The sequence below is a fragment of the Nonomuraea sp. ZG12 genome, from assembly GCF_052068115.1.
In the GTDB taxonomy this organism is placed as follows: domain Bacteria; phylum Actinomycetota; class Actinomycetes; order Streptosporangiales; family Streptosporangiaceae; genus Nonomuraea.
Map to the genome: position 1 here is coordinate 49640 of NZ_JBQHCW010000031.1, position 18000 is coordinate 67639.

The window sequence follows — 18000 nt, forward strand, 5'->3', positions numbered from 1 at the left end:
TCCTACAGCGCCATGTCCTACAGCGCCCTGTCGGCCAGGCTGGGTGGCAGGTCGTCGCGCCGGGAGACGTTGAGCTTGCGGTAGATCCGCGTCAGGTGCTGCTCCACGGTGCTGACGGTGATGAAGAGCTTGCCGGAGATCTCCCGGTTGGAGTATCCGTCGGCCGCCAGCGCCGCCACCCGCTGCTCGGCGTCGCTGAGGGCCGGCGGCGTCATGGCCCGCGCGGCTGCGATGACGTGCCCGCCGGCCGGCTGGTCGAGCTGCTCGTTGGACCGCCCGTTGGACTGCCCGTTGAGGCGGCCGTTCGGGCCGGCGCCGTTCCGGTGGCCGCGTGGCGGCGTTCCGCCCAGGGCGCCGGCGTGGCACTCCTCGGCCAGCGCGCGGGCCCGGCCGCCGAGCATCCCGGCCCTGCGATGCTCGCCGATCGCGTGGTAGGCGTCGATGAGGTCGTACAGCGCCCTGGCGTGCTCGTACCTGTCGCCGCAGTCCTGGAGCAGGTCGGCGGCGCGGCGCAGCAGCACGGCGCGGTGCCGTCGATCGGCTGTCGCGGCCAGCGCGCGCAGGGCCATGCCGTGCACCCGCCGGGACCGCTTGCCGGAGCCGGCGAGCTGCTTCTCGATCAGCGCGCGGGCCTCGTCGACCTCGCCGAGCCGGATCAGCGCCTCGGCCGCGTCCACCCGCCACGGGATGAACTCCGGGACGTCCAGCCCCCACGCGCCCAGCAGCTCGCCGCACAGCCGCAGATCGCGCAGCGCCTGCTGGGGCTGGCCGGAGGCGAGCGCGAAGCGGCCCTTGCCGTAGAGGTACTGCGGGCCGAACCGGGACTCCAGCATCGCCTCCGGCACCGGCTGGGCCGCCTGCCGCTGATGGTCCTGGTGGCGGCCCATCGCCGCGCCGGCCATCAGCAGGACGCTCAGGGGCGCGCCGACGGCCACCCCCCAGCTCTCCGGCGAGATGAGGTCGAGAGCCCGCTGGGCGTCGCGCGCCGCCGCCGCCAGGTCGCCACGGCGCAGCGCGATCTCCGCCCGGATCGCCGAGAGCCTGGCCTGGCGGCTCGGCGCGTGCCGGCTGGCCGCCTCCGCGACGAAGGCGTCACACCAGGGCGCGGCCCGATCGGCGCGATCGGTGTAGGTCAGGGTCAGCAGCGCGCACTCCACGGCGTCCATGGACATCTCGTCCAGGCGGGAGCCGCGCAGGATGCGCTCGGCCGTGTGCGCGAGCTCCGCGCTCGGGCCTTCGCTCAGCGCCGAGGCGAGCGCGTCGGCCGACTCCAGACGGCGGTCGGTGGCGAGGGCGCGGGCCGCGGCGCTCACGTCCGCGGCGGGCGGCTCCGGCAGGTGCGGCAGGAAGGCGGGCCAGCTGCCGCGGCACCAGGCGCGCGTCGCGGCGAGCTCCGCCAGGGCCTCCCGGTCCAGCTCGCCCTGATCCCGTAGATGGGACAGCACGTCCTTGGCGTCGGCGACGTGGCCGTGCCAGAGCAGCGCCCTGGCCAGCACGATGGCGTCGGCGCCGCCCAGGTCGCCCTTGTGCAGGGCCTCGGTCAGCTCGGCCAGGTGCCCGGTCGGCGTGCTCGGGTCGATCCGCCAGATGGCCCGGACCAGGGTGGTGGCGATCCGCGCCCGCCGCGGCCCGTCGTCGCAGGCCCGCAGGGCCAGCTTGAGATACTCGATCGCCGCCTCGACCCCGTCGTCGCGCAGCGCCTGCCGGGCGGCCTCCTCCAGCACCGACAGCGCCCACGGGTCGCCCGCGTGGCTCGCCGTGAGGAGATGGCCGGCCACCACAGGGGCGGGCGCGCCCTCCTCGTAGGTCAGCTCGGCGGCCCGGCGGTGGAGGTCGATCAGCTCCGCGCCGTCCAGTCCGGCCAGCACGGCGGACGCGGTGGCCTCGTGCCGGAAGCGGCCTTCGGCGAGCAGGCCGGCCCCGGTCAGCGCCTGGGCGGCCCGGTTCGTGGTCGCCTCGCCCTGGCCGAGCAGCCGCCCGGCGGTGCCGGGCTCGCCCAGCACGGCCAGGGCGCGGGCGACGGGAAGCAGGCTCGGATCGGCGCGGTGCAGGCAGGCCAGCACCGCGTCGGCGTACCTCTCCCCGGGCTCGCCGGTGGCCTGCAGGTCCTCCAGCAGCGCGTCCACCAGCAGCCGGTTGCCGCCGGTCAGTTCGTGACACCGCTCGGCGAACCGGTCGGCCGCCTGCGCCCCGGCCCGCTGCCGTACCCGTTCGGCCACGCCCTCGGCCGGCAGGTGCGCCAGCCGCAGCGTGTGACAGTGCGGCTGGCGCACCATCTCGGTGTGCAGCAGTGTCCGCAGGTGCGCGTGATGGTCCGGGGCGCTGAAGACGAGCAGGATCCGGGCGTACCTCACCCGCCGCGCGAGGTAGGACAGGCACAGCTGCGAGGCGCGGTCGGCATGATGCACGTCGTCCACCGCGATGACCAGCGGGCGGCGCTCCGCCTGCTTCAGCAGCGCCGTGCAGAGCGCGTCCACGATCTGCACGTCCACATGCTCGAAGGACTCGGCGCCCGGATCCCGTGACATCCGCGCGCGGGAGCCCTCACGCAGCAGGTCCAGCGTGACCGCGCGGTGCTCGTCGGTCGGCGTGTTGTGCACGAGCTGCGAGAGCACGCCGAGCGGCAGGTCGCGCTCCGCCCGCGAGCCCGTCGCGGACAGCGGGAGCGCGCCCTGTTCGAGCGCCTGGTCGGCGAAGCCGTGCAGCAGCTCGCTCTTGCCGGTGGCGACGGCGCCCGTCACCATCGCGATCCGGCCCCGGCCGCCGAGCGTCTCCTCCAGTAGCTTCCCGAGATGGGCCATGTCCTGTCGTTGGTCGTCCACAGCCAGGGTCCTCCTCATGCGGCTCGCGGCGGTCTGGTCGTCACTCTCCGGCGGCCACCAGGCGGGGGCGCGCGGCGGGCACGCCTGGCCGGCCCGGCGCCGGTCGGTTGGGCCGGCCGGTCTGCCGGCGGCTCGCCGCGCGCACCGCAGACAGGGCCGCCGCCGCCAGGTCCCCGCCGATCCCGGCGCCCCACGCCGTGCCCGTCCCCGTGCCCGTCCCCGTGCCCGTGTCCAGGCGGCACTCGGCGTACACCACGACGTCTCCCGGCGCGCGTCCGGCGAGCACGGGCCGCTCCGGCGCCAGCCCTTCGTCCAGCGGCGGCGCCGTGCGGTGCACCGCACGCACCTGGACGCCCCACGGGGCGAGCACCGAACCGAGCGTGCGTACGGCGTCCGCGCGCGGCCCGCTCATCTCGCTCATCTCGCTCATCCGCGCGCCGCCGTCCACGTACAGAGTGGCCACGAGCGGCGTCCTGCCGATCGGCAGCGGCGCGGCGGGGTCGCCCCGGTACAGGTACTCCTCGTGGAACAGGGCCCCGATCCGGCTGGGGGACAGCTCGCCGCCGAGCGCCTCGGCCTGCGCCTGCACCCGGGCGGCCAGATCCGCCTGTAACCCGCGCGGCAGGTTGAGCCCGTGCCAGGCGCTCATCACGTAGGCCACGCCGCCCTTGCCCGACTGGCTGTTGACCCGGACCACCGCCTCGTAGGTGCGGCCCACGTCCTTGGGGTCCACCGGCAGGTACGGCATGCGCCACGGCAGCTCGGACGGCGCCACCCCGGTGGCGGCGGCCTGCCGCTCCCGATCGTCGAAGCCCTTCTTGATGGCGTCCTGGTGGGACCCGGAGAAGGCGGTGTAGACCAGGTCGCCGCCGTAGGGATGCCGGGGGTGCACCGGGAGCTGGTTGCACCGCTCGACCGTGCGGCGCACGGTGTTGATGTCGGAGAAGTCGATGCCGGGGTCGATGCCGTGGGAGAACAGGTTCATGCCCAGGGTGACCAGGCAGACGTTGCCCGCGCGCTCGCCGTTGCCGAACAGGCAGCCTTCGATCCGCTCGGCGCCGGCCAGCAGGGCCAGCTCCGCCGACGCCACGCCGGTGCCCCGGTCGTTGTGGGGGTGGATCGACAGGCAGACGTGCTCGCGGCGCGGCAGGTTGCGGTCCAGCCACTCGATCTGATCGGCGAAGACGTTGGGCAGCGAGCGCTCGACGGTCGTCGGGAAGTTCAGGATGATGCCCCGGCCCGCCTCGGGCTGCCAGACGTCCATGACGGCCGCGCACACCTCGAGGGAGAAGTCCAGCTCGGTCTCGTTGAACAGCTCGGGGGAGTACTGGTAGCCCACGTCGCTGCCGCCCAGCACGCGCTCGGCCTGGTCCATCATCACCTGGGTGCCGCGGACCGCGAGCTCCCGGCAGCCGGCCCGGTCGAGGTCGAAGACCAGCCGCCGGAACAGCGGGGAGGTGGCGTTGTAGATGTGGACCATCGCCCGGCGCACGCCCTTGAGGCAGTCGACGGTGTCGCGGATCAGCTCCTCGCGGGCCTGGGTCAGCACGGTGATCCGCACGTCGTCGGGGACGAGGTCGCGCTCGATGAGCAGCCGGACGAAATCGTGGTCGTCGCGGCTGGCGGCGGGGAAACCGACCTCGATCTCCTTGTAGCCCATGGCGACCAGGAGGTCGAACATCATGAGCTTGCGCTCCGGGGTCATCGGGCGGGCCAGGGACTGGTTGCCGTCCCGCAGGTCGGTCGAGAGCCAGCGGGGGGCCGAGCGGAGGCGCCTGCTGGGCCAGGTCCGGTCGGTCAGGTCGAGCGGGGTGAATCCTGTATAGCGTTCGGCGCCCTGCATGGTAGGAGTTCCTTCCTGATGAATGTCCTGTTCTGGTTCGCACCGGAGGAGGTGGCCGCCGCGCGGCGGTGGTCCCGTGTCGGGTGAGTTTCCGATATCAGCACTGCGCAGGTTTCATCGGGGAAAGCCTCCCCTGCGGGATTCTCAGGGGGTCGGTGTGCGGGTCGGATCCGGGACGCCGGTGAATATCTGGTGGCGAGGCCGAAACTATAGGGGTCGCCAGGGCGGGACAAGAAGGTGCACCATGAGTTCGTGCCTGAAATCCAAGGGGGCAGGCCGGGGTATCGAAAGGCGTAGTGCCGCTACAACTTCCGGGGTGGCCCCCTTATCAGCGGGCGCGGCGCTGATGACAATCCGGCTATGCCAGGTAAATGGACTCCCTCGGCCCCGTTCCCCGCTGATGTCCTCGCCGGCGTGCGGGTCGTCGTGCTGTGCCTAGCCGAAGCCCGCCCGGCCGTGCTGGCCGTCTCGTCGCTCCGCTACCTGACCGGGGTCGCCCTGGCGCTGCCGATCACCTCGCTCGCCGAGCCCGCCAAGGTCCTGCAGGGAGGCGTCGCCTGGGTGACGTCGATCTTCGCGATCTACCTCTTCAACGGCGTCACCGACATCACCGAGGACCGCGTCAACGGCTCCGCCCGGCCGATCGCCAGGGGCGACCTGCATCCCCGCACCGCCACGGGGGTGGCCGCCGGGGCGGCCGTCCTGGCGCTCGTCGCCACGGTGGGACTGCCCGGCCCGATGGGCTGGATCATCGCCGTCAACCTCGGGCTCGGCTACCTCTACTCTGGGCCGCCCGCCGCCCTGAAGAGCAGTTCAAGCGGCACGGTGGCGGTGCTCGTGCTGTCGGGGCTGCTGTCCTACCTCGCCGGGTTCACCGTCGCGACGGCCGGCTCCGGCGGGGTCGCGCCGACCGGGCTGATCGTGTTCGCCGCCGCCGCGACCTGCTGGATGGTGATGGTCGGCGTGCCGGCGAAGGACCTGTCCGACATCCCGGGGGACGCGGCGGCCGGCCGGCGCACGGTGGGCGTCCTGCTCGGCGAGCGGGTGTCGCGCCGGCTGATGGTCGTGACCGCGCCGGCGCTGCTGGCCGGCTTCTGCGTGGCCGTGGCGGTCTTCGAGGCCCGGCTCGCCGGCGTGCTGGCGGCGATGGCGGCCGGGGTCGCGGCGGTGGTCTGGGCGGTGGCGTGGGCGGGGACGCGCGTCGGCGTCCGGGCGGCTGAGCAGGGGCGCAGAGCGCGCCGGCGCCCTTACGAAACGTTTATGGCGACGCAACACCTGGTTCACATTACGGCTGTCTTGTCGAACATATGACGCTAAATGTTGCGGTGATCTTGTCGATGATCGATAGTGGGAGGCGTGCTTGTACTCGGCCCACGGCCGGAGGGGACGTCAGTGGAGGGGGCTTACAAAGCGACGGATGATCCGGCGAGATGTGTCGAGTCGTGTCGCGACGAAATACTCGCGGAATTCGAGTCGGCCCTGCTGACCACGGGCAACGCCGTATTCGCTGCTTCCCAGGCCAGGCGCCAGGCCTTATTGACCGCGCAGTACGTTCTGGAGGACGTGGCCGCTACGCTACGCGCCGGAAAGGTCCAGGTAAGTAATCGGCACAAACTCCACGCGCGCGAAGTCGGAAACGCCAGAGCCGCGGAAGGAGTTCATCCCGCCGCCTCTCTTGAGGCGGGCTCACTTTTTTTCCGGACCGCCGTCAACCATCTCGCCCGGAGAATGGCGGCCGAGTTCGACGCGCCCGCCGAGGCGCTGGCGCTGGCCGTCACCGGCATGGAGGAGAGCCTGTCGCGGCGGGTCCGTGACGCGTCGGAGAGCTACAACGGCTTCCTGCTCAACCAGGTGCACCAGGCCCAGGAGGACGAGCGCCGGCGCATCGCGCGCGAACTCCACGACCGGATAGGGCACGGCATCAGCGTCGCCCACCAGCAACTGGCCCTGTCGGAGGTCTACCACGCCACCGACCCGGCGCGCGCCCTGGCCAAGATCGCGGTCGTGCAGCAGGCCGTACAGGAGATCATGGAGAATCTGCGGCAGATCACCTCCGAGCTGCACCCGGCCACCCCGGCCGGTGACCTGGAGAAGTCCCTGCTGAGCTTCCTGGAGACGGCCGAGGACGCCGAGGTCTGCATCGGCCTCGACGTCAACGGCGACGAGTCCTGGGCGGATCCGGCGAGCATCGGTGAGGCGTTCCTCATCGTCCGCGAGGCGGCGCGCAACGCGCTCACCCACGCCGGCGCGGCGTCGGTGTTCATCCGGGTGGACATCGCCCCGCACGCGCTGATCGCGTCGGTGCAGGACGACGGCCGGGGCTTCGACCCGGCGAGCGCCCGCGAGCAGGGCGGCGTGGGCCTGGCCTCCATGCGGGAGCGGGCCGCGCTGCTCGGCGGCCGGGTCGTGATCTCCAGCACGCCGCGCGGCGGATGTCTGGTCGAGGTGTTCATCCCACTCAAAAGGCAAAACGGTGGACCCGACGACGGCTGAGGCGAGCATCTCCATCGCGCTGGTGGACGACCACGCGCTGTTCCGGGAGGGGCTGCGCGAGATCCTCGAGTCCGTCGGCGACATGCGGATCGTCGGTGAGGCCGGCGACTCGATGGCCGCCGTCGCCCTGGTCACCGGCGCCCGCCCCGACGTCGTGCTGCTGGACGTGGAGATCCCCGGCGACGAGGTCACCGAGACCGTCTCCCGGATCCGCGCCATGTCACCGGAGACCCGGATCATCATCCTGAGCATGTACGACGGTCCGCAGCTGCTCAGCAGGCTGCTGGCCGCGGGGATCCGCGGTTACCTGCTCAAGAGCGTGCACCGGCACGAGCTGATCGCGGCGGTGCGCAGCGTGCACGAGGATCCCTCCAGGGTGGTGCTCGCCGTCTCGCGCAACAGCGTCGCCCAGGTGGAGGCCGCGGCCGCGCCGACGCTGTCGGAGAAGGAGCTGGAGGTGCTCCAGCTCGCGGCGCAGGCGCTGAGCAACAGCCAGATCGCCCGCAGGCTCGGCCTGGCCGAGGCGACGGTGAAGCGCCACATGCGCAACATCTTCGTGAAGCTCAACGCGGTCTCGCGGATCGACGCGGTGAACAAGGCGCTGGCCGCCTCCCTGATCATGCCGCAGAGCAGGGCCGACCTGGACTGACTCGCCGTGTCAGATCAGCGGGACGGGTGAGTGCGCCAGCTCGGCGGGGAAGCGCCCGGGGAACAGGCCGGTCAGCCGCTCGCGGACCTCCGGCGGCAGCTCGACCGCCGAGGCCGCGATGTTCATCTCCAGGTGCACCTGGTCACGGGTGCTGGGCACCGGCACGATGTGCTCGTCGCGCGTCAGCAGCCAGGCCAGCGCGAGCCGGCCCGTGCCCAGGTCGAGCCGTGCGGCCACGGTTTCGAGCCGCTGGAGAGGCCCGGCGTGCAGCCGCAGCCGCTCGGGCCTGAACCTTGGGTCGGAGCGCCGCCAGTCGCCCGGGGCGAGCCGATCGTGGGTCCTGATCCGGCCGGTCAGGAAGCCCCGGCCGAGCGGGCGGACCGCCACGATGGAGACGCCCAGCTCGCGCGCCGTGGCCAGCAGTGACGCGTCGATACAGGTGCCCCAGAGGGAGTATTCGATGGCGAGCGCGGCGATCGGGTGCACGGCGCAGGCCCGCCGGAGCTGCTCGGGCGTGGCGTTGGACAGCCCGATGTGCCGGATCTTGCCGGCCCGCACCAGCTCGGCCAGCCGGGCCACGCTGTCCTCGATCGGCACGTGGGAGCCTCGGCACTGCAGGTAGTAGAGCCCGATGTGGTCGATGCCGAGGCGGCGGAGCGACGACTCGCAGGCGCGTTCGAGGCAGCCGGGCCGGTCGTCGAACTCCACCGGCTCCTTGGGGCCGCGTACGCGCACCCCGCCGCGGGTGGCCACCACGATCTCCGCGGACCGCCCGGCGACGGCCCGGCCGACCAGCCGTTCCACCTCGCCGGCCGCGTAGAAGTCGGCCGTGTCGAAGAAGGTGACGCCCGCGTCGAGCGCCCGGCGGACCAGCCGGCTCGCCTCGGTGGCGTCGACGTGGCCGTAGGCGCCGCTCAGAGCCATCGAGCCGAGTCCGATTGCTGAAATGACCGGCCCGGTTCGGCCTAGCCTCGTGTAACGCACCGAATTCCCTTCACGAGTCCCCCCGGCGGTTGACTGCTCCAGTCAAAGTGCGTTGAGCCGTCAAGTCAAATGGGACTGTTTCGATGGGTGCCTTGCCGACGAACCCGCTGTCATGATACGGCCGTGATGTGCAAAAGCACGATTTCCCCCTACGCCGTCGTAGGGGTTCCAGGGGTACTACGTAGATTGTCATGGGTCCGGACCCCTGGTGACCCTTAATTCCCGCAAGAGTGGCCCGCGTATTTCTTTCAGGGCGACATGGAATTGTGGAAATTAGTTACTGTGCGAGTGAATCCCGCACGAGGAGACGCATGGTGAACACGGAGATCCTGCCCGTGACGGTCCCGGCCCTCCGGTTCGGCGTGGTGCTCATCACCGAGGACTGCTCCAGAGCCGAGTGGGTGGCCAAGTGCCGACGGGCGGAGGCGCTGGGTTACGACGTGATCGCCGTGCCCGACCACCTGAACCTGCTCTCGCCCTTCCCGTCGGCGATCCTGGCCGCCGAGGCCACCGAGCGGACGACCATCGGCACCTACGTGCTCAACGCCGCGTTCCACCACCCCGTCCTGCTGGCCAGGGACGTCACCACCACCGACCGGCTCATCGGCGGACGGCTGGAGCTCGGACTCGGGACCGGCTACGTCACATCCGAATTCGCCGCCCTGGGCCTGCCCGACGACCCGGCCTCGCGCACCCGCCGCCTGGTGGAGCTGGTCGGCGCGCTGGAGACGCTGCTGACGCACAAGGGGCCACCGCTCATGATCGGCGGCCACGGCGACCGCGTGCTCCGGCTGGCCGCCCGGCGGGCCGAGATCGTCAGCTTCACCGGCGCCCCCTACCGGGCGGAGTACGGCAGGACCGCCCTGGTCGACGCGGAGGAGCTGCTCGGGCGGGTCGAGTTCGTCCGCGCCGCGGCCGGGCCGCGCGCCGCACGGATCGAGCTGAACGTGCTGTCCAAGGCCACGGTGCTGACCGGCGACCGGCGGGCCGGCGCCGAGAGCCTCCGCCGATACGCCCCGGATCTGGCGCCCGAGCGGCTGCTGGAGCTGCCGACGCTGTTCGTGGGGACACCGGCGCAGATCGCGGAGCAGGTGCGCGGGCACCGGGAGAGATTCGGCCTGTCCTACTTCACCGTGATGGAGTCGGCCATGGAGGACTTCGGCAGGGTCATCGAGCTGCTGCGGTGAGCCGGTCGGCGTGCGCCAGGCCGTGCAGGCAGCTGACCAGGGTGCGCGCCTCGACGTTCAGGTAGTAGCTGTGCCGGAGCAGCTCGTCCAGCTGGTGCAGCGCCACCCAGCGGAAGCCGGGGTGGCCGGGCAGCGGGTCCTCGGCGGTCTCCACCACGAGGTAGCGGTTGCGCGCGTGGTAGAAGCGCCCGCCCTCCTCCGCCAGCACCGTGTCGAAGCGCACGCTGTCCGGCCCGGCGCTCAGCACCTCCGCCAGCAGCGGCGGCCTGGCCCGGGGCGGCAGGTGGTCGTAGTTGCCGGGGGTGCACTGCACGGTCGGCGCCAGCTCCACCACGTCGGTGTAGCCGGGATCGACGCGCGCGTGCGCCAGGGCGTGCAGCACCCCGCCGATCCGCCTGACCAGGAACGCGGCCACCCCGATGCCCACCGGCGCGATCATCGGCTGGTCCCACCCGCCGACCTCGCGCCCGCGCGCCCGCACGCGTACGCCGATGACCTCGAAGAACCTGCCGGTGTCGTGCGTGATGCGGCCCTCGGCCCGTCGCCACGCGCGCAGCCGCCCGAGCGCGAGCGGCCGGGCCTGGATGTCGACCGTGGAGCGCAGGCCGCTCAGCCAGCTCAGGATCTCGCCCGTGGCGTGCACGGCGGGGCCGCCGGGCAGGCGGGAACGGGCTACGAGCGCGCCGAAGCCTCTGAGGCCATCGGACGGCGGCCGGGGCTGGGGCGGCAGGCAGGCCAGCACCGTACGGGCGTCCATGTTCACCAGCTCCGGCACGGACAGCAGCTCGTGCACCCGCCGCAGCGGCAGCCAGCGGAACCCCTCGGCCGCCTCGACGTGCGCGCCGACCTCGACCACCATGTTGCGGTTGCGCTTGCGGTAGAACCACGCCCCCTGCTCGGACTGGCGCACGTCGGCGAGCACCCGGCCGCGCGGCTCCCGGAAGAAGTCGAGGTACGGCACCGGCCGTCCCTCGTGCACCCGCGTGTAGTTGCTCCTGGTGGCCTGCACGGTGGGCGAGAGCTGCGGCCCGTCGGGATTGCCCGGCTCGTTCTTGGCCTGCATCAACAGGTGCGGCTCGCCGTCCACCCGCTTGAGCAGGATGCCGAGGATGCCCGCCTCGGGCTGGTTGATGATGGGCTGCGTCCAGGCGGTCACCGGCCCCGCGGGATGCCGGACGTCGAGGCCCTCGACGGTGAAGAACCGCCCGCTCCGGTGCCGGATGTCGCCCGTCACCGGGTCCGCCCGCCACCCGGCCAGCTCCTCCAGGGGCACCCGCGTCACCTCCATGAAGGTGTGGCCGGCGACCTCGTCGAGCCAACCGCGAACGTCGATGATGGCAGCCTCCTCAGGGCTCCTGATCACGGTCCGTCATGGCCGAACCTGCCACGGGGCCGCCACCCCGCTCAACCCCTGCCCCCGGCCTGGAACCCCTGTGGAATAGGGGTTTCTGCGCCGGTACGACCTTCATAGGCTTCTAGGGTGGACGCCATGACCGAGCAGCCGGACATGCGAGCAAGTGACCAGGATCGCGAGAGGGTGGCCGAGATGCTCCGCGTCGCGGTCAGCGACGGGCGGATCACCCTCGACGAGTTCAACGAGCGGGTCGACCGCACCTTCACCGCCCGCACCCGAGGGCAGCTGGACGTGCTGGTGGCGGACCTGTGGCAGACCAGGGCCGTGCCCCCCATGGCCCCGGCCGTCCCCACGGCCGCCATGGCCGTGCCCAGCGCCACCGGCGCGCTGGAGCTGCACACCCGCAGCGGCAAGGTCGTGCACGACGGGCGCTGGACGGTGCCGCCGTACATCAGCGCCCGGGCGGGCCGGTTCGGCACGGTGAGGATCGACTTCACCAGGGCGGACTGCCCGCACCAGGAGGTCGTGATCGACATCGGGGTCACCTCCTGGTTCGGCGACGTCATCCTCATCGTCCCGCCCGGCTGGATCGTCCGCGACGACGAGGTTGTGCGGCGCTGGATGGGTGCGGTCTTCAACCGCCCGCCCGTGGCGCTGGCCCCCGACGGCGTGGTGATCCGGCTCACCGGATACGTGAAGACCGGCGACGTATGGGTGAGGTACCGCCACCCCTGACGCGGGCCGCACGCTCTAGGAGGATCGCATGGAGTGCCGGATCTGCTCCGGAACGCTGCACCAGGTCGCCGACTTCGGGCGGCAACCGATCTCCGACGCCTTCGTCACCCCCGGCGACACGGCACCGGAGTTCTTCTTCCACCTGGCCGTGGGGGTCTGCGCGGACTGCTCGATGGCGCAGCTCCTGCACGAGGTGGACAGGGAGCGGATGTTCCACGACGACTACCCGTACCTCTCCTCCGGGTCGGCGGTGATGCGCGCGCACTTCGAGGCCATGGCCAAGCGCCTGCTCGCCACCGAGCTGGCCGGGCCCGACCCGTTCGTGGTCGAGCTGGGCTGCAACGACGGCACCATGCTCACGACCGTCGCCGACGAGGGCGTCCGGCACCTCGGCGTCGAGCCCTCCGGCGGCGTGGCGGACGTGGCGGCGGCCCGGGGGGTGCGCGTGCGCAAGGACTTCTTCGAGGCCGGCGTCGCCGCCGAGATCCGCGCCGCCGACGGGCCCGCCGACGTCGTCTACGCGGCCAACACGCTGTGCCACATCCCCTACCTGGACTCGATCATGAGCGGGGTGGACACGCTGCTGCGGCCCGGCGGCGTGTTCGTCTTCGAGGACCCCTACCTCGGCGACATCGTCGAGCGGGCCTCCTTCGACCAGATCTACGACGAGCACTTCTACTTCTTCTGCGCCACCTCGGTCCGCGCCATGGCCCGCCGCCACGGGTTCGAGCTGGTGGACGTGGAGCGGCTGCCGGTGCACGGCGGCGAGGTCCGCTACACGCTGGCCCGGCGCGGCTCGCGCACGCCGAGCGCGGCGGTGGCGAGCCTGCTGGCGGCGGAGGAGGCCGGAAGCCTGACGGAGCCGGCGACGCTGCGCGACTTCGCGGCGCGGGTCGCCGCCAACCGCGACGACCTGGTGGCGCTGCTGACGAGGCTGCGCGAGCAGGGCGCGCGGGTGTACGGCTACGGGGCCACCGCCAAGAGCGCCACCGTGCTCAACTACTGCGGCATCGGGCCGGACCTCGTCTCCCTCGTCTGCGACACGACCCCCGCCAAACAGGGCAGGCTCACGCCCGGCTCGCACATCCCGGTGCGCGGGCCCGAGGCGTTCGCCGCCCCCTACCCCGACTACGCCCTGCTGCTCGCCTGGAACCACGCCGAGGAGATCATGGCCAAGGAGACGGCGTTCCGCGAGGCGGGCGGCAACTGGATCCTGTACGTCCCCGAGGTCCACACCGTAGGGCACTGACGGCCATGACCGGTTTCTGCGGGGCGCGGCCGTGAAGCACCGCGAGCTGGCCGTGACCGGCGCGTACGCCTTCGACCCCGCCGTCTTCGGCGACGAGCGCGGCACCTTCGCCTCGCCGTACCAGGAGAGGGCGTTCGTGGCGGCGGTCGGGCGGCCGCTGTTCCCCGTCGCGCAGGCCAGCCGGAACGTCTCCCGGCGCGGCGTGGTGCGCGGCATCCACTACACGCTCACGCCGCCCGGCACCGCGAAGTACGTCTACTGCTCGGGCGGCCGGGTCCTCGACCTGGTGGTGGACCTGCGCGTCGGGTCGCCGACGTTCGCCCGGTGGGACGCGGTGGAGCTGGCCGCCGACACCGGCCGGGCCGTCTACTTCCCGCCCGGTGTCGGCCACGCCTTCGTCGCGCTGGAGGACGACAGCGTGGTGTGCTACCTGCTCTCGGCGGAGTACCGGGCCGAGAACGAGCTGACGCTGTCGGTGTTCGACGAGGAGATCGGGCTGCGGCTGCCCGGCGGGCCGCCGCCGATCCTGTCGGAGCGCGACCGGACCGCGCGCACGCTGGGCGAGGCCGCCGCGTGCGGCCTCCTGCCCGAGTACGTCCGCTGAGCCGGACGGCCGGTCACAGCACCTCGCGGAGCGCGGCGATGACCTTCTCCTGGACGCCGAGCGGCAGCGACGGGTACATCGGCAGCGAGAAGATCTCCCCGGCCAGCGCCTCGGTGACCGGCAGGCTGCCCGGGGCGTAGCCCAGACGCGCGAAGCCCGTCATGGTGTGCACCGGCCACGGATAGCTGATGTTGAGGTGGATGTCGTGCTCGCGCAGCGCCTCGATGATCTCGTCGCGGCGCGGATGCCGCACCACGTACAGGTAGTAGGCGTGCTCGTTGCCCTCGGCGGTCTCGGGCAGCACCAGGCCGGTGCCGGCCAGGCCGTCGGCGTAGCGGGCGGCCACCGCCCGCCGCCCCGCGACGTAGTCGTCGAGCCGGGTCAGCTTGCGGCGCAGGATCTCGGCCTGCACCTCGTCCAGCCGCGCGTTGTGGCCGGGCGTCTCCACCACGTAGTAGGTCCGCTCCATGCCGTAGTAGCGCAGCCGCCGCAGCGCGCGCTCCACCTCGTCGTCGGAGGTGATCGCCGCGCCGCCGTCGCCGTACGCGCCCAGCACCTTGGTCGGATAGAACGAGAACGCCGCCGCGTGCCCCATCGAGCCGGCCGTCCGCCCGTGGTGGCGGGCGCCGTGGGCCTGCGCGCAGTCCTCCAGGATCACCAGGTCGTGCCGGGCCGCCAGCCGCTCCAGCGGCGCCATGTCCACGCACTGGCCGTACAGGTGGACGGGCAGCAGGCACCGCGTCCGCGGCGTGATGGCGGCCGCCACCTGGGTCACGTCCATCAGGTACGTGCGCGGGTCGACATCGGTGAAGACCGGCGTCGCCCCCACGGCGTCGATGGCCACCACGGTGGGCGCGGCGGTGTTGGAGACGGTGATGACCTCGTCACCCCTGCCCACGCCGAGCGCCTGCAGGGCCAGCTTGATGGCGTTGGTGCCGTTGTCCACGCCCACGCAGTGGCGCACCCCGTGGTAGGCGGCGAACTCCGCCTCGAAGGAGCGCACGCTCTCTCCCAGCACGAGCTGCCCGGAACGGAACACGGTCTCGACCGCGTCGAGAATGTCCTGGCGCTCGGATTCGTATTCGGGCAGATAGTCCCAGACGCGCGTGGGCATCGTCGTCCTCCTCATGATTGCCGCCAGGGTAGGCATGGCCGGCCATCGCGCGGAACCCCTAGAACGGACATCGGATCAGGGGGAGATTAGGGGTCCTTCATCGCGGCCGCCGTTAATAGTTTGAGGTGGCTACCTATACGTGGATCCAGCGAAAGACTTCACATGACACGACACTATCTTTTTATGTGTCAGCCCGATCACGGCCATGTCATTCCGCATCTCGCCGTGGTCGCAGAATTGGTTCGCAGGGGAAACCGGGTCACCTATTTGACCGCGCCCGCGACGGCGCGGCACGCCGAGGGCGCGGGCGCGACCGTGCTCAGCTACGACTCGGCCTATCAGTCCGTGGACCTGCGCAAGCTGGAGGACGACCCGCTGGGGCTGCTCTCTCTGTTCCTGGACGAGAGCGCGGCGATGCTGCGGGCGGCCGAAGGGCTGCGCGACCGGCCGGACCTGATCGTCTACGACATCTCGATCCTGCACGCCGGGCGCATCCTGGCCAGGAAGTGGGGGCTGCCGGCCACGCAGCTCATCCCCGTGTTCGCCTCCAACGAGCACTTCTCGTACCTGTCCGCCATCTACGGCGGGCAGGAAGCCGCCCGCGAGCTGCCCGGCTGGGTGGACGGGATGCTCGCCAGGACCCGGGAGCTGGCCCTCGCGCACGGGGTGCGGGCCGACCCCGCCGAGCTGTGGTGGGAGGTCCAGGATTCCAACCTGGTCAACCTGCCGCGCTCGTTCCAGTTCGCCGGCGAGACCTTCGACGAGCGCTTCGCCTTCGTCGGCCCGTGCCTGGGCGAACGCGCCTTCCTGTCCGGATGGGAGCCGCCGGGCGACGGGCTGCCGGTCGCGCTGCTGTCCTTCGGCACTGTCGCCAGCGGGCGGCCCGACCTGGTGCGTACCTGCGTGCGGGCCTTCGCGGAGCTGCCCTGGCACGGCGTGGTCACGCTGGGCGACGGCATGGACCCCGCCGACCTCGGCCCGCTGCCGCCCACGATCGAGGTCCACCGGTGGGTGTCCCACATGGCGGTGCTGGCGCACGCCTCGGCGTCGGTCACCCACGGTGGCATGGGCACCGCCATGGAAGCCCTGTACTGGGGCTGCCCGATGGTCGTGGTGCCCGCCACCGCCATCGACCGGCCGCCCGCCCGCCGGATCGCCGAGCTGGGGCTGGGCCGGGTCGTCGAGCCGGCCGAGCTGACGGCGCGGCGCCTGGTCGACTCGGTGCTCGCGGTGGCCGCCGACCCGGAGGTGCGGCGGAGCGCCGAGGCGATGCGCGCCGACGTCCGGGCCGCCGGAGGCACCCCGCGGGCCGCCGACGAGCTCGAACGCCACCTGGCACGGGCGGCCTGATGAGCGCGCCGACCACCGGGCAGGCGCCGGGATCCGTCTTCGAGTTCCACGTCCTGGGGCCGCTCAAGGTGCTCAAGGACGGCGCCGAGCTGCCGATGAGCGCCAACAGGGAGCTGGCCATCCTGGCCTGCCTGCTGCTGAACGCCAACCGGGTGATGAGCGTGGAGCGGCTCGTCGAGGCGGTGTGGGCCGGCTCCGCCCCGAGCAGCGCCTGGCGGCAGATCGCCATCTGCGTGTCGCGGCTGCGCCGCAGGCTCGGCGCGGGCGTGATCGAGACCTCCAGTCCCGGCTACCTCCTGCGTGCCCCCGCCGACAGCATCGACTGGCTCAGGTTCAGCGCCATGGTGACGCGGGCGCGCGAGCAGGCCGCCCACGACCAGGAGGGCGCCGTCGCGCTGCTGCGCGAGGCGCTCGCGCTGTGGAGCGGCACCCCGTTCGAGGACCTCAGAGGCCTGCGGTACGACGTGGCGCGGATGGCCGAATGCCGGCTGGAGGCGCTGGAGACCTGCCTGGAGCTGGAGATCGGGTTGGGCAGGCACCACCAGGTGATCCCCGAGCTGCTGGCCCTGGTGGCCGAGTCGCCGTTCCGCGAGCGGGTACGCGCCCAGCTCATGCTGGCCCAGTACCGTGCCGGCCGCCGGGCCGAGGCGCTGCGCACCTACCAGGAGACGCGGCGGTTCCTGCTGGAGCAGATCGGCCTGGAGCCCGGACCCGCGCTGCGCCGGCTGCACGAGCAGATCCTGCGCGACGAGGCCGTGCTGATGCGCTCGCCCACGCCGCGCCCCGCACCACGGCCCGCGCCGCCCGCCCTGGTGGTGCCGTGCCAGCTGCCGCCGCAGGTGCTGCCGTTCGTGGGCCGCGCCGCTGAGCTGGCCGGGCTCGACACCGCCCTGCGGCCCGACCCGGAGACCGCGACGCCCGGCGCCATGGTGCTCAGCGGCGCGCCGGGTGTCGGCAAGACCACGCTGGCGCTGCGGTGGGCGCACGCCCGGATCGACTGGTTCCCCGACGGACAGCTCTTCGCGGACCTCGACGGCATCGAGCCGCACGACGGACCGGACCGCCTCCTACGGGCGCACGACGGACCGGACCGCCTCCCGCGGGCGCACGCCGCACCTGACCGCTTCCTGCGGGCGCACGCCGTGTTGGACCGTTTCCTGCGGGCGCTCGGCGAGCAGGACCTGCCCGCCGACCCTGCCGAGAAGCTGGCCCTATACCGCAGCCGGACCGCCCGCCGCCGGCTGCTCGTGGTGCTGGACAACGTCCGCGACGGTGACGAGGTGGCGTCCCTGCTGCCGGGCGGGCCGGGCTGCCGGGTCGTGGTGACCAGCGCCGATCCGCTGGACGAGCTGGTCGCCAGGCAGGGCGCGCACCGCGCGTTCCTCGCGCCGCTGGAGGAGGACGCGGCCCGGGAGCTGGCCGACATGCTCGTGGGCGCGGCGGGCCCCGCCCTCGGACCGCAGGCGGTGACCGACCTGGTGGCGACCTCCTGCGGCAACCCGCTATCCCTCCGCCTGGGCGCCGCCCGCCTCCGCTCCCGCGTCGCCCACGCCTGACCCCCGGCCGGCCCCTCACCCCCGGGAGGCCGGCGGGGCCTCCCGCCGTCAGATGCTCGT

At 72.5% G+C, this 18000-nt stretch carries 14 protein-coding genes; 9 read left to right on the forward strand and 5 right to left on the reverse strand.

Annotation, left to right across the window (positions count from 1 at the left end; genetic code table 11):
- Window positions 1-17: 17 nt before the first annotated feature.
- Window positions 18-2822 (reverse strand): AAA family ATPase, encoded by a 2805-nt coding sequence (locus tag ACTMTF_RS43440; protein ID WP_441115946.1) that lies wholly within the window; start codon window positions 2820-2822, stop codon window positions 18-20.
- Between the two features lie 40 nt (window positions 2823-2862).
- Window positions 2863-4665: a 2-isopropylmalate synthase gene (locus ACTMTF_RS43445; protein WP_441115947.1), complete on the reverse strand. Its 1803-nt coding sequence runs from the start codon at window positions 4663-4665 to the stop codon at window positions 2863-2865.
- A gap of 360 nt (window positions 4666-5025) precedes the next feature.
- On the opposite strand from ACTMTF_RS43445, the gene ACTMTF_RS43450 reads away from it, so the two are divergent.
- The 3 genes from ACTMTF_RS43450 (at window position 5026) to ACTMTF_RS43460 (ending at window position 7807) form a co-directional block, all read left to right on the forward strand.
- Complete coding sequence (locus ACTMTF_RS43450; protein WP_397003737.1) at window positions 5026-5976, forward strand: UbiA family prenyltransferase; 951 nt, start codon at window positions 5026-5028, stop codon at window positions 5974-5976.
- A 417-nt stretch (window positions 5977-6393) separates the two neighbouring features.
- Window positions 6394-7158 (forward strand): sensor histidine kinase, encoded by a 765-nt coding sequence (locus ACTMTF_RS43455; protein WP_397003735.1) that lies wholly within the window; start codon window positions 6394-6396, stop codon window positions 7156-7158.
- Complete coding sequence (locus ACTMTF_RS43460) at window positions 7139-7807, forward strand: response regulator transcription factor (protein ID WP_441115948.1); 669 nt, start codon at window positions 7139-7141, stop codon at window positions 7805-7807. The genes ACTMTF_RS43455 and ACTMTF_RS43460 overlap by 20 nt, the downstream gene beginning before the upstream one ends.
- Before the next feature lie 9 nt (window positions 7808-7816).
- On the opposite strand, the gene ACTMTF_RS43465 is transcribed toward ACTMTF_RS43460, so the two are convergent.
- Window positions 7817-8791, reverse strand: coding sequence for an aldo/keto reductase (locus ACTMTF_RS43465; RefSeq protein ID WP_441115949.1), 975 nt, complete (start codon window positions 8789-8791; stop codon window positions 7817-7819).
- A 311-nt stretch (window positions 8792-9102) separates the two neighbouring features.
- Between ACTMTF_RS43465 and ACTMTF_RS43470 the strand changes: the two genes are divergently transcribed.
- Window positions 9103-9978 (forward strand): TIGR03621 family F420-dependent LLM class oxidoreductase, encoded by an 876-nt coding sequence (locus ACTMTF_RS43470; protein WP_441115950.1) that lies wholly within the window; start codon window positions 9103-9105, stop codon window positions 9976-9978.
- Here the strand turns inward: ACTMTF_RS43470 and ACTMTF_RS43475 are convergent.
- Window positions 9959-11341, reverse strand: coding sequence for an NDP-hexose 2,3-dehydratase family protein (locus ACTMTF_RS43475; RefSeq protein WP_441115951.1), 1383 nt, complete (start codon window positions 11339-11341; stop codon window positions 9959-9961). The two genes, ACTMTF_RS43470 and ACTMTF_RS43475, sit on opposite strands and share 20 nt — an antisense overlap.
- A 126-nt stretch (window positions 11342-11467) precedes the next feature.
- Between ACTMTF_RS43475 and ACTMTF_RS43480 the strand changes: the two genes are divergently transcribed.
- From ACTMTF_RS43480 to ACTMTF_RS43490, 3 genes are read left to right on the forward strand one after another with little or no spacing between them, the layout of a single operon-like run.
- On the forward strand, window positions 11468-12067 hold the full coding sequence (locus tag ACTMTF_RS43480) for a DUF1707 SHOCT-like domain-containing protein (RefSeq protein WP_441115952.1): 600 nt from the start codon (window positions 11468-11470) through the stop codon (window positions 12065-12067).
- Between the two features lie 28 nt (window positions 12068-12095).
- On the forward strand, window positions 12096-13316 hold the full coding sequence (locus tag ACTMTF_RS43485) for a methyltransferase domain-containing protein (protein ID WP_441115953.1): 1221 nt from the start codon (window positions 12096-12098) through the stop codon (window positions 13314-13316).
- A 31-nt stretch (window positions 13317-13347) separates the two neighbouring features.
- Entirely contained in the window at window positions 13348-13920 is a 573-nt protein-coding gene (locus ACTMTF_RS43490) for a dTDP-4-dehydrorhamnose 3,5-epimerase family protein (RefSeq protein WP_397003721.1), read from the forward strand.
- Window positions 13921-13933: 13 nt separating this feature from the next.
- Here the strand turns inward: ACTMTF_RS43490 and ACTMTF_RS43495 are convergent, their stop codons facing one another.
- The gene (locus tag ACTMTF_RS43495; RefSeq protein WP_441115954.1) at window positions 13934-15034 is read right to left on the reverse strand and encodes a DegT/DnrJ/EryC1/StrS family aminotransferase; all 1101 of its coding nucleotides are present in this window, start codon (window positions 15032-15034) and stop codon (window positions 13934-13936) included.
- Window positions 15035-15217: 183 nt separating this feature from the next.
- On the opposite strand from ACTMTF_RS43495, the gene ACTMTF_RS43500 reads away from it, so the two are divergent.
- Complete coding sequence (locus tag ACTMTF_RS43500) at window positions 15218-16384, forward strand: macrolide family glycosyltransferase (RefSeq protein WP_441115955.1); 1167 nt, start codon at window positions 15218-15220, stop codon at window positions 16382-16384.
- Entirely contained in the window at window positions 16384-17940 is a 1557-nt protein-coding gene (locus ACTMTF_RS43505) for a BTAD domain-containing putative transcriptional regulator (protein WP_441115956.1), read from the forward strand. Before ACTMTF_RS43500 ends, ACTMTF_RS43505 begins: the two co-directional genes overlap by 1 nt.
- Window positions 17941-18000: the final 60 nt, after the last annotated feature.